The 15869-nt window shown below is 29.2% G+C and carries 17 protein-coding genes and 1 riboswitch; of the genes, 10 read left to right on the forward strand and 7 right to left on the reverse strand.

The window, feature by feature from the left end; translation table 11 throughout:
* Window positions 1–4: 4 nt before the first annotated feature.
* Both B5X81_RS03815 and B5X81_RS03820 read left to right on the forward strand, forming a co-directional pair.
* Window positions 5–1303, forward strand: a complete 1299-nt coding sequence (locus B5X81_RS03815; protein WP_079489478.1) for a bifunctional folylpolyglutamate synthase/dihydrofolate synthase — start codon at window positions 5–7, stop codon at window positions 1301–1303.
* A gap of 107 nt (window positions 1304–1410) precedes the next feature.
* Window positions 1411–2325 carry a YncE family protein gene (locus B5X81_RS03820; RefSeq protein ID WP_079489480.1) on the forward strand — a complete coding sequence of 305 codons (915 nt, stop codon included), beginning with the start codon at window positions 1411–1413 and terminating at the stop codon, window positions 2323–2325.
* A gap of 51 nt (window positions 2326–2376) precedes the next feature.
* Here B5X81_RS03820 and B5X81_RS03825 read toward each other — a convergent pair whose 3' ends face one another.
* Both B5X81_RS03825 and B5X81_RS03830 read right to left on the reverse strand, forming a co-directional pair.
* Window positions 2377–2904 carry a DUF4364 family protein gene (locus B5X81_RS03825; protein ID WP_079489481.1) on the reverse strand — a complete coding sequence of 176 codons (528 nt, stop codon included), beginning with the start codon at window positions 2902–2904 and terminating at the stop codon, window positions 2377–2379.
* 434 nt (window positions 2905–3338) lie between these two features.
* The gene (locus tag B5X81_RS03830; protein ID WP_079489483.1) at window positions 3339–3545 is read right to left on the reverse strand and encodes an alpha/beta-type small acid-soluble spore protein; all 207 of its coding nucleotides are present in this window, start codon (window positions 3543–3545) and stop codon (window positions 3339–3341) included.
* A 290-nt stretch (window positions 3546–3835) separates the two neighbouring features.
* Between B5X81_RS03830 and B5X81_RS03835 the strand changes: the two genes are divergently transcribed.
* A complete protein-coding gene (locus tag B5X81_RS03835) occupies window positions 3836–4522 on the forward strand; it encodes a 4Fe-4S double cluster binding domain-containing protein (protein WP_079489484.1) in 687 nt (228 codons plus the stop codon).
* Between the two features lie 129 nt (window positions 4523–4651).
* On the opposite strand, the gene B5X81_RS03840 is transcribed toward B5X81_RS03835, so the two are convergent.
* Window positions 4652–4840: a hypothetical protein gene (locus tag B5X81_RS03840; protein ID WP_079489486.1), complete on the reverse strand. Its 189-nt coding sequence runs from the start codon at window positions 4838–4840 to the stop codon at window positions 4652–4654.
* Window positions 4841–4982: 142 nt separating this feature from the next.
* On the opposite strand from B5X81_RS03840, the gene B5X81_RS03845 reads away from it, so the two are divergent.
* The 7 genes from B5X81_RS03845 (at window position 4983) to hpt (ending at window position 11495) form a co-directional block, all read left to right on the forward strand.
* The gene (locus B5X81_RS03845; protein ID WP_079489487.1) at window positions 4983–6158 is read left to right on the forward strand and encodes a polysaccharide deacetylase family protein; all 1176 of its coding nucleotides are present in this window, start codon (window positions 4983–4985) and stop codon (window positions 6156–6158) included.
* A 132-nt stretch (window positions 6159–6290) separates the two neighbouring features.
* A complete protein-coding gene (gene pdaB, locus B5X81_RS03850) occupies window positions 6291–7070 on the forward strand; it encodes a polysaccharide deacetylase family sporulation protein PdaB (RefSeq protein ID WP_079489489.1) in 780 nt (259 codons plus the stop codon).
* Window positions 7071–7239: 169 nt separating this feature from the next.
* A complete protein-coding gene (locus B5X81_RS03855) occupies window positions 7240–7950 on the forward strand; it encodes a UDP-N-acetylmuramoyl-tripeptide--D-alanyl-D-alanine ligase (protein WP_079489490.1) in 711 nt (236 codons plus the stop codon).
* 163 nt (window positions 7951–8113) lie between these two features.
* The gene (locus tag B5X81_RS03860; protein ID WP_079489492.1) at window positions 8114–8758 is read left to right on the forward strand and encodes a single-stranded DNA-binding protein; all 645 of its coding nucleotides are present in this window, start codon (window positions 8114–8116) and stop codon (window positions 8756–8758) included.
* 525 nt (window positions 8759–9283) lie between these two features.
* The gene (locus B5X81_RS27275; RefSeq protein ID WP_170917264.1) at window positions 9284–9433 is read left to right on the forward strand and encodes a hypothetical protein; all 150 of its coding nucleotides are present in this window, start codon (window positions 9284–9286) and stop codon (window positions 9431–9433) included.
* Window positions 9434–9774: 341 nt separating this feature from the next.
* Window positions 9775–10707 carry a 1-phosphofructokinase family hexose kinase gene (locus tag B5X81_RS03865; protein ID WP_079489493.1) on the forward strand — a complete coding sequence of 311 codons (933 nt, stop codon included), beginning with the start codon at window positions 9775–9777 and terminating at the stop codon, window positions 10705–10707.
* A gap of 257 nt (window positions 10708–10964) precedes the next feature.
* The gene (gene hpt / locus B5X81_RS03870) at window positions 10965–11495 is read left to right on the forward strand and encodes a hypoxanthine phosphoribosyltransferase (protein WP_170917265.1); all 531 of its coding nucleotides are present in this window, start codon (window positions 10965–10967) and stop codon (window positions 11493–11495) included.
* Window positions 11496–11667: 172 nt separating this feature from the next.
* Here hpt and dapD read toward each other — a convergent pair whose 3' ends face one another.
* The 4 genes from dapD to B5X81_RS03890 form a co-directional block, all read right to left on the reverse strand.
* On the reverse strand, window positions 11668–12390 hold the full coding sequence (dapD, locus tag B5X81_RS03875) for a 2,3,4,5-tetrahydropyridine-2,6-dicarboxylate N-acetyltransferase (protein ID WP_079489609.1): 723 nt from the start codon (window positions 12388–12390) through the stop codon (window positions 11668–11670).
* Between the two features lie 53 nt (window positions 12391–12443).
* The gene (gene dapB / locus B5X81_RS03880) at window positions 12444–13196 is read right to left on the reverse strand and encodes a 4-hydroxy-tetrahydrodipicolinate reductase (protein ID WP_079489495.1); all 753 of its coding nucleotides are present in this window, start codon (window positions 13194–13196) and stop codon (window positions 12444–12446) included.
* Between the two features lie 55 nt (window positions 13197–13251).
* Window positions 13252–14130 (reverse strand): 4-hydroxy-tetrahydrodipicolinate synthase, encoded by an 879-nt coding sequence (dapA, locus tag B5X81_RS03885; RefSeq protein WP_079489496.1) that lies wholly within the window; start codon window positions 14128–14130, stop codon window positions 13252–13254.
* Between the two features lie 115 nt (window positions 14131–14245).
* A riboswitch (Lysine riboswitch) is annotated at window positions 14246–14435 on the reverse strand.
* Window positions 14436–14461: 26 nt separating this feature from the next.
* Complete coding sequence (locus B5X81_RS03890) at window positions 14462–15457, reverse strand: aspartate-semialdehyde dehydrogenase (protein ID WP_079489498.1); 996 nt, start codon at window positions 15455–15457, stop codon at window positions 14462–14464.
* Between the last annotated feature and the right edge of the window lie 412 nt (window positions 15458–15869).

Consider the following 15869-nt stretch of genomic DNA (forward strand, 5'->3'; position numbering starts at 1 on the left):
AATATTGAATTATAATGAAGCTTTAGAATATATTCATGGGACTTATAAATTTGGTAGCAAGCTTGGTTTGCATAATATAAAATATTTACTTAAGCTTATGGGTGATCCTCATAAGGACTTAAAATTTATACATGTTGCAGGGACTAATGGGAAAGGATCAACCTGTGCATTTATAAGCTCAATTCTTGTAGAACAGGGCTATAAAGTAGGCCTATTTACATCACCTTATCTCGAGGAGTTTACCGAGAGAATAAGAATAAATGGGAAAAATATACCTGAGAAGGAATTAGCTAAGGTTACTGAGATAGTAAAGTCAAAGGTAGATATTATGTTATCAGAGGGTAAGTCTCACCCTACTGAATTTGAGATAGTAACTGCAATAGCCATGCTTTTTTATAAACTAGAAAAAACCGATTATGTAGTACTTGAAGTAGGTTTGGGAGGAAGACTTGATTCAACAAATGTTATACCTGCTCCTTTAGTTTCTGTAATAACACCAATAGCCCTTGACCATACAGAATATCTAGGTGATACCTTAGATAAAATAGCCTTTGAAAAGGCTGGTATTATAAAAAATAACAGCATTGTTGTGGCACATCCACAAAAAAAGGAGGCTATGGATGTAATAGAAAAAGTTACTGGTGATAGGGGATCAAAATTATTGATTGTACCAATTGAAGAAGCTGAAATAGAAAAATATGATGAATTTGGTGTAAAGTTTAATATTAATCTATTTGATGAAAAATATTGTGATTTAGAAATTGGGTTATTGGGAAAACATCAGGTTAGCAATGCAGTAGTGGCACTTACATGTATAAAAGCTTTAAAGAAGTACTATGAAATCGATATTTCAGAAAAGTCCATAAGAAATGGACTTAAAAATACAAAATGGTCTGGCAGACTTGAGGTGCTCAGAAGAAATCCTACCCTTTTAATTGATGGAGCCCATAATATTCATGGTGCCAAGGCTTTAAAGAAGACTATAGAAGACGTATTTGAGTACAATAGATTAATAGGAGTTATTGGAGTTTTGGGGGATAAAGACGTTGATGGTATACTAAGTGAGATTATTCCACTATGCCATAAGGTTGTTATAACTAAACCAAATAATCCAAGGGCAATTTCCCTTGATGAGCTTGAAAAAAAGATCAAATTTTTTAGCAAGGATGTTTATGCCTATGAAGATATAAACAGTGCAGTGAATAAATCGTTGGATTTAGCTAAAGAAAATGATTTAATTTTATATTGTGGTTCGTTATATATGATAGGAGATGTAAGAACTATACTTACTAAGGATAAATAGTGGATTATCCACTATTTTTTTTGCTTAAAAAATCACATGACAGTAGAAATTTTCATACTATAGTAATTAAGATAAGGGTTCTAATATTTTTTTTTGGAGGTATTTTAATGAGGAATATAAACCCAGTAACAACTATTATTTCTAATGTTGGTGATGATACACTTTCAATTATAAACTTAATAAGCTTACGTGAGGTAGGAAAGATATTCCTCAAAAACTCCTTTGGACCTCATCATATGGTGGGTGATATAAGTAATAAATATCTTTATATATCAAATTGTTATAATTCAAGTGTTTGTAAATACGATATGATTCTTGATATGGTAATAGATACAGTTTATGTAGGAAGCAATCCATGTCATTTAGCATTAAATAAAAAAAGTAATTTATTATATATAGCAAACGAAGATTCGAATTCTATTTCAGTAGTAGATGCAAAAAAAATGTCTTTACAAGCTCAGATTCCTGTTGGTGAGATGCCTCATGATGTAAAGCTAAGCAGTGATGGAAGCTATCTTTTCATATGCAATTTTAGAACAAATACCCTATCTGTTATTAATACTTTAACCAATGAAAGAGAAAAGAATATTTATGTAAATTCAAATCCATATCATATGTGCCTTAGCAGGGATGGGGAGAAGTTATATATTGTAAATACTAATTATTCTAGTTTAAGAAAGGGAAGCGTAACAATATTGAATACAAGGCAGCTAAAGGTTGAGGAGAAAATTGAAATTGGAAAAACCCCTATGGATGCAGCCTGTGGATTAAATGAAAAATATTTGTATATTACCGATATGGAACTAGACACTGTTTCAATTTTAGATTTAAAGGAAAAAAGGATTGTTGATAGCATCAATGTAGGTAAGATGCCCCTTAGTATAGAAATAGACAGTCAAGATAAATATATTATATCAAGTAATATAGGTGATAATTCTGTATCTATTATTGATTTAAAAAGATTTTATTTAATCAAAAACATAAAAGTGGGCAAAGAGCCCACAGGGATTTTATGCATTTAAAGATAGATATACAAGCAGTTTTGGCGAGAGGTAATTATAAAAAAGTTCCAATTAATTAATTAGTAGTTTAATTATCTCTCCATATATATCTTGAGCTTTATTTCTCCAATTATCACATATTGTTTTAGCATGTTTATTAGATACTACATCTAACTTAAGGTCAATTAAAGTTATATCATTTTCTATAACCTTAAGTTCTACTAAGTAGTCATTTTTTGATTTTTTCTTATAATTAGCAGAAATTTGTGTTTCCTTTAACAAAATTTTTTTTCTATTTTCTATTGCTGTATCTATCCTATTAAGTAGATTATCAGATAACCTGTCCTTAAAATAATTAAGAGTATCCTTACCTTTTTCTGTTATTAAATAGTAATAGTGTTTTTCATTTTGAGTGTACTCTAATAATGATGTATTTACCAGCTCGGACAAAAACTGCTGAAGCACAAAATAATTCATTAACTCATTTTCCATAATAAAATCAGTTATCTGATTATTTGTAATGGCAATTTCAAATTTATTCAAGATATATAAAAGTAATAGTTTGTTTTCAGCTTCCACTTTAGTATTATTAGCAAACATATTTTACCACCACACCTTAAGTTTTAAAATAATCTAAGTTTAATATCAGATTTATAATATAGATATTAAGCTTCAGATAAGAGGATTTTAAACTTTAGATTTGGGGAATTTGCATACTACAGTGAAACAAATTGAAAGGTTAATTTACACATCAAAAAAATTACAGCAACATTAATATTTTTAGGATTCATAAATTAAGTTTTGAGATTGTTTCACTATATATAATTGAAATAATGCTTTAAGCACTATGTATTTATGCAATTTCCTCACTTAATAAATTATATCATATTTATTGGTTTCATTCATCTAAAATGATATAGAGGGGTAAAATAGATATAAGCAATGTATATATATTAAAATTTAGCCTTTTAAAAAAGACTGTAACACCCACAATTCATCGTGGGTGTTACAGTCTTTTTTAAAAATTACTAATTTTATTTAGTTCCTCCAGACATTTGTCTTTCTGCCATTTCAACAAGACGCTTAGTCATATATCCACCTACATAACCATTTTGTCTAGAAGTTAGATTTCCTTTATCCATATTATCATAATTTGCTAGACCTAATTCGTTAGCAATTTCTAGCTTGAAGCTATTTAATGCTGCTCTAGCTTCAGGAACTACAGCTTTATTACGTGCCATTGATTATCCTCCTTTTATATTATTATAGATAAACAACACTATCATCTTAAAATAAGATTTAAATTATTTGTGTTGCATTATTAATTTAACCAAATTAAATAACGATTATGTTAGTAATTTTAACTTATAAATTTATAATTTAGTAAAGAAACATAAAAATAATAATTTAGTTAAAAAAATGTAAAAAAAAATTGTGAAAAATATAGTAGAATATAAATAGATGGCAATTGTGATTAATAGAGGTTAGAATTTGGTATTTATATATAATATAAAGTATGTTGGAGGGAAAAATGAATTATAAAGAAGAATTAAAGGATATGCTTATAGAATTGGGAGCGAGCAAAGTAGGATTTGGTTATCTGGAAGATGTTTTACCAGCTAAATATAAGCATTTAAAAACTGGAGTATCTTTAGCTTTCAGATTATCAGATGAAATAATTAATGAAATTGATAATGAGCCTACCCACAGTTATTTTCACCATTATAGAACAGTAAATTTTAGGATAGATCAGATAATTCTAAGTGGAATTTCAAAATTACAAAATTGGGGATTTTTAGCAATGCCAGTTCCTGCTTCCCAGTCGGTTAATGTTAATGGTAGTAAATACCAAGGGATATTTCAACATCGAACTGCTGCCACGCGGGCTGGACTTGGATGGATAGGTAAAAATGCATGCCTCGTAACAGATGAATTTGGACCAAGAATACGACTTGGAACTATACTGACTAATATGGAGGTATCCTACGATTCTCCTATAACATCTTCTAAATGTGGAAATTGCAATAAATGTGTTGAGGCTTGTCCTGCTGTTGCACTTAAAGGAAATATTTGGTATCCAGGTATAAGACGTGAAGAGCTTGTAGATCCACAGGCATGTAGTCAGCATATGTCAAGTCATTATAAACATATTGGAAGAGGAGCTGTATGTGGCCTTTGTATAAAAAGTTGTCCAAGGGGAACTAAAATAATTAGATGAGGAAATTGCGTATGAAAATATTATCCTCAATTTAGTTTTTAAGAAGGTAATTATGTAATTTGTCTAGATAATAAAGATAAAAGCCAGATTCTAAAAAAATTAGAATCGAGGCCTTTATCAAAACTTGCTTTAAGTCAATTTTCTGTTCATCTTTACCTTGACATCTTTACGAATGCCGTGGTTATGAGAACTTTCAAGTTGAGCTTTTTGAGACTTTGCTTCTTTATGCCAATGTCTATCTTCTTCTTTAAAAGTTCTTCTACCAAGCTCTGTTCTTTTTCCTTTAATATTTGTATATTGACTTCGAATAATTGACAAGACAAACACTCCCTTAGAAGCTTGTTTAATTATTTTATTAAATTTTAACCCAAAATACTTAACAAAACATCTGGGATAATAATAGTTTTTGAATTATTAGTGAATATATTCATAATACTTAAAAAACATAGGAGGAATTAATTTGAAAACGTATATAAAACATACTATAGCAATAATCCTATCAGTAACTTTATTTACAGGCTGTACAGCTTCAACTATAAAAGTAGATAATAAAGTTGAAAATAATGGCAAAAACAATGATACAAAAACAGAGGAGCTTGTGGAAAATAATGATAAAGATAAGAAGGAGCAAAATGAAAATAATGGAAATTTAAAAGCTTCACAATCTAATGAAAATAGTACTAACAACGATGAACATGAAGATAGCAAGTCCAAAGAAATAAATCTTCAAGAAATTAAACCTAATGAATTAGGACAAGTAATGGTTATTATGTATCATGCCCTTGGAGATGAAGAAAAAAAATATATAAGATCAATAGAAAATTTTAAAGAAGACTTAAAGCTTTTATATGAAAAGGGCTATAGACCTGTTAGTTTAGAGGATTATATTAATAATAATATTGATGTAGAACCGGGAAAAACGCCTGTGGTTTTGACCTTTGATGACGGAAACTTGAGTGATTTTAATGTTATAGAGGAAAATGGAGAAAAGAAGATCGACCCTAACAGTGCTATTGGTATTTTAGAAGAATTTAATAAAAAATATCCAGATTTTGGACTTGAAGCTACTTTTTATATATATGGAGAAAATCCCTTTAGACAAAAAAATTTAATTGACTATAAGCTTAATTATATTGTTGAAAGAGGAATGGACATTGGAAATCATAGTTTTGGTCATGACAAATTAAGTACATTGTCTAAAGAGGAAATTAAAAGAACTTTGGCTAGAAATGTTAAATTTATAAAACAATATTTACCGGATTATGAGGTTAACACATTGTCATTACCATATGGAGCTAGGCCAAAGGATGAAGAAACAAGAAAATATCTTTATAAAGGTTCCTTTGAGGGAATAGAATATAACAATATTGGTGCTTTAGCTGTTGGTGCTAATCCTGAGCATTCTTCTGTTCACAAGGAGTTTGATTATGAGTATATAAACCGTGTACATGGAAGCTCTGAAGAATTTGGACTTAGATATTGGCTTGAGTATTTTGATAAGCACCCAGAAAAGAGATATATAAGTGATGGTGATAAAGATACAGTAACAATTCCAGAATCCAAGAGTGACTTTATAAATGAAAAAGGTCTAGGAGAAAGAAAACTGAGGACATATAAATTAGAAGAAACTAAATAAAATGATATTTTATATTTCAGTAATAACCCGCTATTATTTAGTGGGTTATTTTATTTTTTTCCAAAACATATAGAATAATAAAATATTTCAAGAATAAATTTAATATATAAGCTAGATACAAGGAGGTATACTATGAGGTGTTTGGTGATTTCTAAAAGGCGTATGGTCTTAACTATTATAGTTTTTATTATTATTGTATTAAGCATAGTATTCTTTAATGATATTAGTTATAAAGTTATGGAGACAATTGCACCAAATAAATTAATTCCTATATATTCTGTTGAGACGGAAGAGAAAAAAGTAGCTATAAGTTTTGATGCTGCTTGGGGTGACAGATATACTGATGGGATTTTAGATACATTGGACAAATATAATGTTAAATCAACCTTTTTTTTAGTAGGGTTTTGGGTCGATAGATATCCTGATATGGTAAAAAAGATTAATGAAAAAGGTCATGATGTAGGGAATCATTCTTCAACACATCCCCATATGTCAAAGTTATCTAAGGAGCAAATTGTCAAGGAACTAAATCAAACAGGTGAAAAAATTTATAATTTAACTGGAAAAAAACCATATCTTTTTAGACCTCCATTTGGAGATTATAATAATACCCTTATAGAAACAGCTAAAGAATGTGGATACTATACCATCCAATGGGATGTGGATTCATTAGATTGGAAGGAACTTGGAGTAGAACCTGTAGTCGATAGAATAACAAGAAATGTAAAAAATGGCTCAATTGTTCTTTTTCATAATAATGCTAAATATGTTTTAGAATTTTTACCACTTGTAATTGAGAGGCTCCAAAAAAATGGTTATGAAATAGTTCCAATTTCAGAAATAATAATGAAGGATAATTTTTATATTGATCATACAGGAAAACAAAAGAAAATAGATGGTTCAAAAGATTAAAAAACACTGGCTATTTAAGTTGTTTTATTAGCCTTATCTTATATACATAAATATAGGATTATAGAGAAATTATAATACTACAAAGATAGTTAGATATAATTTCACTATAGTTAGTTTTTTACAAAAGCTAATTATGCAATTTTCTTACTTATTTTTAGGAGTTGAAAAGATGAGCATAGTTAAAGTTATTGGTATAGTTACAGACCACAGAAATACTATGATTAGTAATTTAGTATTTATATTATTAAAACAAATTGGATACAATGTGGCTTTAATAAATGATTCACTTATTAAAATCAATGAACATGTTGTTGAAAAAAAGTCAATAAATGATAATAGTATTAAAAAATTTTTTGTAGAGGAAGAAAAAATAGATTATATTATTTTAGATAATTTTCAGATTGAGAAATTGTACAAATTAATAGGTGAATTTAAAATAGATGCTTTAATAGACGATCAAAGAAATGATAAAAATAAACTGGATAAGGAAATTTGTGCTATAAAAAAAGGTTTATTAAATAAGTTGAGAAGAAATGGAACATGTATTATTAATTCAGAGAATAGAGCGTTAAATAACTATTTTGATAGTTTACAAGACAAAATTATTATAACCTATGGATTGGAATCAAAATCTACTATAACGGCATCTAGCTTAGACATTGATGAAATTATATCATTTAATTGTTGCATACAAAGAGGACTAACAACTCTTCGAGGTAATGAGATTGAACAAATGGAGTTTCCAATTAAGATACGATATTATGATGATTTTAATATATATGATTTTCTAGCACTAATAGGTATAGCCCTTATATATGAAATACCAGTAGAAAGTATCAGGCAAATAATATATAGAGTGGATACAAAGAATTTTGACTAAATTTTGAAACTTCTGTTCTATTTTTTAGGAAAGTAGAATAAATATATTTGTAGATTGATTAAGGGTTATTTGAAATAAATGTATTTCTTTATTCTGTTTTACCATATATAACCCAACAACACAAGAATCAAAGAATTATAAGGAGCGTAAGGGGGCTAGAGATTTGAGAGTATTTGAAAATAATGTAGCTGCTGTTATTGGAATACCATGTTCTGATTTGGAATTTAGCCATGAAGTATATGGTGAGGGGTTTTATAGTTTTAAACTTAGAATACCTCGATTAAGCAATCATGATGATATTTTACCCATAACAATTTCAGAAAGGTTAATAGTAAATTTGAATTTCGAACATGAAAAAAAATATAGGGTAGAAGGGCAATTAAGGTCTTATAATAAAATTGTAGATGGGAATAATAAATTAATATTAACAATATTTGCTAGAGAATTATGTGAAGAAAGTTCAGAAAACATTATAAATCCAAATCAAATATTTTTAGATGGATTTATATGTAAACACCCAGTTTATAGAACCACTCCATTTGGAAGAGAGATAACAGATATGCTAATAGCAGTAAATAGGCCTTATAGAAAATCTGATTATATTCCATGTATAGCATGGGGAAGAAATGCAAGATATTCTGAAAAAATGAATGTAGGTGATCGTATAAAAATTTGGGGTAGAATTCAGAGTAGGGAATATCAGAAAAAGACAGAAGATGATAAAGTATTAAAGAAAACGGCATATGAGGTTTCCATATCGAAGATGAAGGTTTTTCCTGAAGAGAATAATAAGATGGAAGATGAGTAAGAAAATAATCCTATATATAAGTTTAAAGAATCATATTTTTCCTTGAATCCAGTAATATTTAAGGGAAGATATGATTTTGTTTTTGAATAAAGGAACTAAAAAAATTTATATAATTTCTCCAATAAATAATTATTGTGACTTTTGTACCTTTTATTGTAGCAAATGCAAACAAATACTTGAAAAAATACTTAGAAAGAGTAAAATATAAATAACGCACTAAAAATATTTATGGCTATTTTAGGATAAAATAATAAAGGCCTAATATGGTTTAAAAAACAATTCTTAGAGGGATTTTTACTTAAGTGAGCAAATTGCATAATTACCTTCAGCAAAAACTATCTACTATATATAGTCTTAGAATCTACAAAGATACACTACATATATTATGCAATTTTGCCAAGTTAGAGTTATGCAATTTACTCAAGTAAAAAATTCTATAACTATCTTATAAATTATTGAACTGTTCCAAATTTTAATTATATCATTATCTCAAGTTTATATACTTATATAACTGGAGGAAAAAATATGTATTATAAATTTATTGCTGCTTTTGTCCTTTTGATTATTCTGTCTTCAATTCAGTATACTTTAAACAAAATAGTAATTTTATTAAAAGAAATTAAAAATATTTTATATAGGCTAGATAAGCTGAATTTAGATAAGGATGATAAGTAAGAGGGTTATTTAAATTCTCATAATAATCCATTGAAATCATGGTAATTTTATATAGGGTTTAAAGAGTAAAACCTTAATATATATCAAAATATTTAAATTCCTACAGATTAATTTCCCATGATTTTAGTTTGATTATCTGTATGAAAGGTATAAGCTGTGGATTTGTAGAAGTATAAAAGCAAAGCTTTACATTCATACTTGTATAATGTATAATACTACTTGGCTTTTATTCTTAAAAGTAGTAAGATATATAAACAATATTTAGAGTATAACTAATTTTGTGAACAAAATGGTAAAATACTGATGAGAAAAATTAACTTTTTTATAAAGAAGGGATAAAAATGATTACTACTGTAACTTTAAACCCAGCTGTTGATAGGTCCTATATAATAAATGATTTTAAACCAGATAATAAATATAGAGTAAATGATGTAACTGTTACAGTGGGAGGAAAAGGAATTAATGTTGCTAAGACAGCTTCTATATTAGGAGAAAAAATAAATGCAACTGGCTTTTTGGGCGGATTATCAGGTGATTATATAAAAAGGGAATTGGTAAAACTAGGGATTTCCACTTCTTTTGTAAGTATTAAAGGAGAATCAAGGAACTTTACTGCTATTATTGATCCTATTAATAAAACAGAAACCACTGTTAATGAAGAAGGGCCTTTTGTTACAAAGTCAGAGTTGACAACATTTATTAAGGAATATATTAAAATATTAAAATATAGTAAAATTATAATTGCTTCAGGAAGCGTTCCCAAAGGGGTACCTAAGACCATATATAGAGATATGGTGAAAATAGCTAAGGATAATAAGGTAATACCTATTATAGATGCATCTGGAAAGTATTTAGAGGAAGCTATAAAAGCTAAGCCTTACATGATAAAACCAAATATTCAAGAGCTTAGAGATTTAGTTGGTTATGGTTTAAAAAATGAATTCGAAATAGTTCATGAATCAAGATATATATGTAAGCAAGGGGTTGAGCTGGTAGTAATTTCATTGGGAAGTGAAGGAGCTATATTTGCCACTCAGGAAAAAGTCTTTAAGGTAAAGACTCCAAATATTAAATTGGTAAATGCAGTAGGTTCAGGCGATGCTCTAGTGGCAGGAATAGCCACTGCTATGATTAGGAACTATTGTTTAGAAGAAATGCTAAAATATAGTGTTGCCTGTGGTACAGCAAATGCATTGGAAAAAGAGATTGGATACGTAGACAGGAAAAAAGTTGAGCAATTGTATAACAAAGTTGAGCTATTGAGGTTGGTATAAAAAACGCTACAGGCGTTTATGTAGATATGTGATTTTAAATATTAACTTATTTATTTTCAAACCATACTGTATTTTTATTTCTTAATTATATTAAGCTGAATTAATGAATATACTATATTAAATATATTACATATAGAATAATGAGCCTTCAGTGAGGTAGGCTTGTTTTTTTATTCACTTATCTATAATTGACAACTTAATAAATATTAATTAGAATAATGAATTATAGATGTATATAAATTGGAGGTAATTCTAATATGGAGATAGAAAATAAACGAAAAGAAGTTTTATTTACCAGAGAAGATATTAATGAAAGAGTTAAGGAATTAGGACAACAAATATCTAGGGAGTATGAAGGAAAGAAATTACTAGTAATTTCCTTGTTAAAAGGAAGTTTCATTTTTACAGCTGATTTAGTTAGGGAGATTAACATACCTGTCAAAATAGAATTTATGGCCACATCTAGCTACGGTAATTCTACAGAAAGCTCTGGAAAAGTAAGAGTTTTGTACGATATAAAAGAAGACTTGAAAGGATACGATGTTTTAATAGCCGATGATATTGCAGATACTGGTATAACAATGGAGTTTGTTATTGATTATATAAAAGGCAAAAATCCCAATAGCGTTAAAAGCTGTGTTTTGTTAGATAAGCCATCAAGAAGAAAAGTAGATCTTGAGGCTGACTATGTTGGATTTACAATTCCAGATAAGTTTATTGTAGGCTATGGTTTAAACTATGGGGATTATTATAGAAATATTCCTTATGTTTTTGCGTTTGTAGACTAATTAAAGGTGCTGCAGGTACTTTTATAGTTGTAAGTTCTAAGTTTAAAGGTCTAAGCTTTTAAACGAGCTTTGGTTTCCTTTAGAATAGTACTTAAGAAAATGACTTGAATCCTACTTAGAACTTAGAATTTGGAACTTACAACTATAAAAAAGCGGCATATAGCCGCTTTTTTTATCCTCTTAAATCATCTAATATTTGAGTCTTATCAATAGTTTTATCATCCTTATCTTTAATTATTCTAGCTGGAGTACCAGCAACAACTACATTTGCAGGTACATCTCTAGTAACTATTGACCCTGCTGCAACTACTGAATTTTCTCCAATTGTAACTCCTTCCAATATTACAGCATTAGCTCCTATCATAACATTATCCTCTATTGTAACTGGAGTTGCACTAGGAGGCTCAAGTACTCCTGCTAAAACAGCACCAGCTCCAACGTGTACATTTTTTCCAACTGTGGCTCTAGCACCTAATACAGCATTCATATCAATCATGGTGCCTTCACCGATTTCTGACCCAATGTTTATTACTGCTCCCATCATTATAACAGAGTTTTTACCAATTTTTACTCTATCCCTTATAATAGCACCAGGTTCGATTCTAGCATTAATTTCTTTTAGGTCCAATAAAGGAATAGCAGAGTTTCTTCTATCATTTTCTATGACATAATCTTTTATCAAAGAAGAGTGTTCCCTTAGAAAACAAGCAATATCATTATGCTCACCAAATAACACCCAAAAATTGCCCATTCCAAATATTTTTATATTATCGTCTTCTACAGATGACAAATCTCCTTTGATATATATTTTCACTGGAGTTGCTTTTTTGGCATTTTTTATAAACTTGGCTATTTCATATGCATTAGTGAGATCGTAATCTTTTGTATTATTCATATTCGTCATTTGTTATATCAACCCTTTCTGCAAAAATTGTATTTAATATATTATTATTTTAATATATCATCCATATTATATAAACCTTTTTCTTTTGTTATTAAAAACTTGGCAGCGCTTATTGCACCGGATGCAAAAACTTTTTTTGACATTGCTGAATGTTTTATTTCAATTATTTCATCAGGGCCAGCATAAATAACTGAATGTTCTCCTACAATAGTGCCGCCTCGCACTGCATGTATACCAATTTCAGATTTTTGTCTTTTGGATGATCTTCCATGTCTTCCAAAGGTAAAATCCTTGCTGTTAGATAATTCTTCATTAATAGAATCTGCAATCATATATGCAGTACCGCTGGGGGCATCTACCTTTTTATTATGGTGTTTTTCAATAATTTCGATATCAAAATTATCCTTTAATATTTTAGCTGCTTTTTTTGCAAGATCCATTATGAGGTTAACACCTAAAGACATATTTCCTGACCTAAATAGAGAAACTTCTTTTGATGCACTATTAATTTTTTCTATAACTGTATCCTCTAATCCCGTTGTACATATAACTGCAGGGGTTTTTGATTTGACACAATAATCTATTAAATCAGAGGTCATAGAATGATGGGAAAAGTCAATTATAACATCTGACTCAATATTGCATTCATCAAAGCTGCTAAATATCGGATAATTATATTGGTTATTCTTATTTTTATCAATACCAGCTACAATATTCATCTGACTTTCTTCATTAACAAGATCCGTAACTACTTTTCCCATACTGCCATTACAGCCACAAAGTAATACCTTTATCAATATTAACCCTCCTATTATAATTATAATGCAACAATATTATTAAGACGAGGTTGCTTTAAAGCAATCCATATTCTTTCATTCGAGTTTTCAAAATTTCTAAGTTGTCATTTGACATTTCTACTAATGGGAGTCTAAGCTCTCCCATATCAAAGCCCATTAAATTCATGGCTGTTTTAACTGGAATAGGATTTACTTCAATGAAAAGTGAATCGATTAGAGGTTTCATTCGTAGCTGAAGATCACATGAGCCCTTTAAATCACCATCAATAAATTTTTGAACCAAGTCATGGGTGTCTTTAGGTGCAATATTAGCTACTACGGAAATTACTCCGTCTCCCCTAAGAGACATTAGAGGGACTATCATATCATCATTTCCTGAATAAATATAAAAATCATCAGGTACTAATCTGGCAATTTCAGCAACTTGAGATATGTTACCGCTTGCTTCTTTAACTCCACATATATTTGGTAGTTTAGCAAGCTCGGCTAAAGTAGATGGAAGAATATTTACACCTGTTCTACCGGGCACATTATAAATAATAATTGGTTTTGTAACTTCATTGGCTATGGCTGTAAAATGGGCAATAAGACCTTTTTGAGTGGATTTATTGTAATAGGGAGTTATAACTAAGAGACCATCAGCGCCAACTTTATCTGCATATTTACTAAGATCTATTGCATGTTCAGTACAATTACTGCCTGTACCTGCTATGACTGGAATCCTTTTATTTACTTTTTCCACTGTAAATTTAATTACTTCTTTTTGCTCTTTGTCATTTAAAGTTGTCGATTCACCAGTTGTTCCGCAAATAACTATAGCATCGGTTTTTTGTTTAATATGCCATTCTATTATTTCTTCGAGTTTATCATAATTAACTTTGTTATTTTTAAAGGGTGTAACTAATGCAACACCTGATCCTCTAAAAAGCTTCATTAAAATCATCCTTTCATTTTATTGATCATTTTCAAATTATTATCAAAAAAATAAACAGTCAAGAGCAAAAAGTGCAATTGACTGTTTGGAAGTCAGCTTAGTTCCTTTTTGCCCTGTGTGAAATAGCACACCATCAAAAGACTGGGCATTCTAATGATGACAGTACTATACTTGTTCAGTATAGCCCCAACACATATGTTATGGGTTAGATATGTGTTTCGGCAGTTGTACCTTTCCTACAGAACTTAATTTCCCAATAGTTTAATCTGAAGTATTCATTACAAACTGCGGCCTCTATATCACAACAAATTATTATGATTTTTTTAAGATGTTAAAAATTTTTAATTAATTCTTCGGCAATTTGTACAGTGTTTGTTGCAGCACCTTTTCTAATATTATCTGCAACAACCCAAATATTTAAACCATTTTCAATGCTGAAATCTTTTCTTATTCTACCGACATAAACTGAATCAGTATTCTTTGCATTTGTAGCTAGTGGATATATGTTATTTTCAGGATCATCTTGTAGAATGATTCCAGGACTGTTAGCAAATAATTCTTTTACATCTTCAATTTTAAAGTCTTTTTCTAATTCAATATTTATTGATTCACTATGACAATCAAATAATGGAACTCTTACAGTAGTGGCAGTAATTTTTAAATCATAATCACCTAATATCTTTTTCGTTTCGTCTATCATTTTCATTTCTTCTTTTGTATATCCATTTTCTAAGAATACATCGATATGAGGAAGACAGTTATTAGCTATCGGATGTGGGTAGGCTTTCATCATATTATTACCCTTTAAGCCTTCTTCTAAATCTGATACTCCTTTTACACCGGAACCTGAAACGGCTTGGTAGGTGGAATATACAATTCTTTTAATTTTATATTTGTCATGTAAAGGTTTTATAGCAACTACAGCTTGAATAGTTGAGCAGTTGGGATTAGCTATAATACCTTTATGGAGCTTAATATCCTCAGGATTAACTTCTGGTACAACTAAAGGTATATCCTTTTCCATTCTCCAAGCACTACTGTTGTCTACAACTACTACTCCTTTGGAAGCGGCAATAGGAGCAAATTTTTTACTAATAGCACCTCCAGCTGAAAAAAGAGCAATATCTATATCTCTATCGAAAGAGTCTTCTTTCAATTCTTCAACTGTATATTCAATACCTTTGCATTTGACTTTTTGACCTGCTGATTTTGATGATGCAAAGGCATAAAGATTTTTAAATGGAAAATCTCTTTCTTCTAATACCTTTAAAAAAGTTCTACCAACCATTCCAGTAGCTCCTACAATAGCTATGTTTACTTTTTTCAAAACAAAACCTCCTATTCTTCATTTGAATATAATAATTACTTATTTTTATATACGTTTATACAAATATTATATACGTACCGTTAATTTTAGATGTTGTTTAAATATATTATATGCCCAAAGAATAAGGTTTGTTACATGTAATGATTATAAAGAACACTAATGAAATACTGAAGTTTTTATTAAAAAAACAGCAAAAAGAAAACAGGCTTTCTTCCTTATATTGTAGTTAAATTATATATATGGTATCACTTGTAACATGGTATGTCAACATAAAAGAATTGAAGAATATATATTTGTTTTTTTAAAATAGATGAGATAATTACATGATTAGAACTTGGGACAATTGTATAATATAGATGTTAGTACTCTAAAGGCTTTAAAACAAGAGGTAACTATACAATTTTCTTGTATA

Source organism: Maledivibacter halophilus (assembly GCF_900167445.1).
Lineage (GTDB): Bacteria > Bacillota > Clostridia > Peptostreptococcales > Caminicellaceae > Maledivibacter > Maledivibacter halophilus.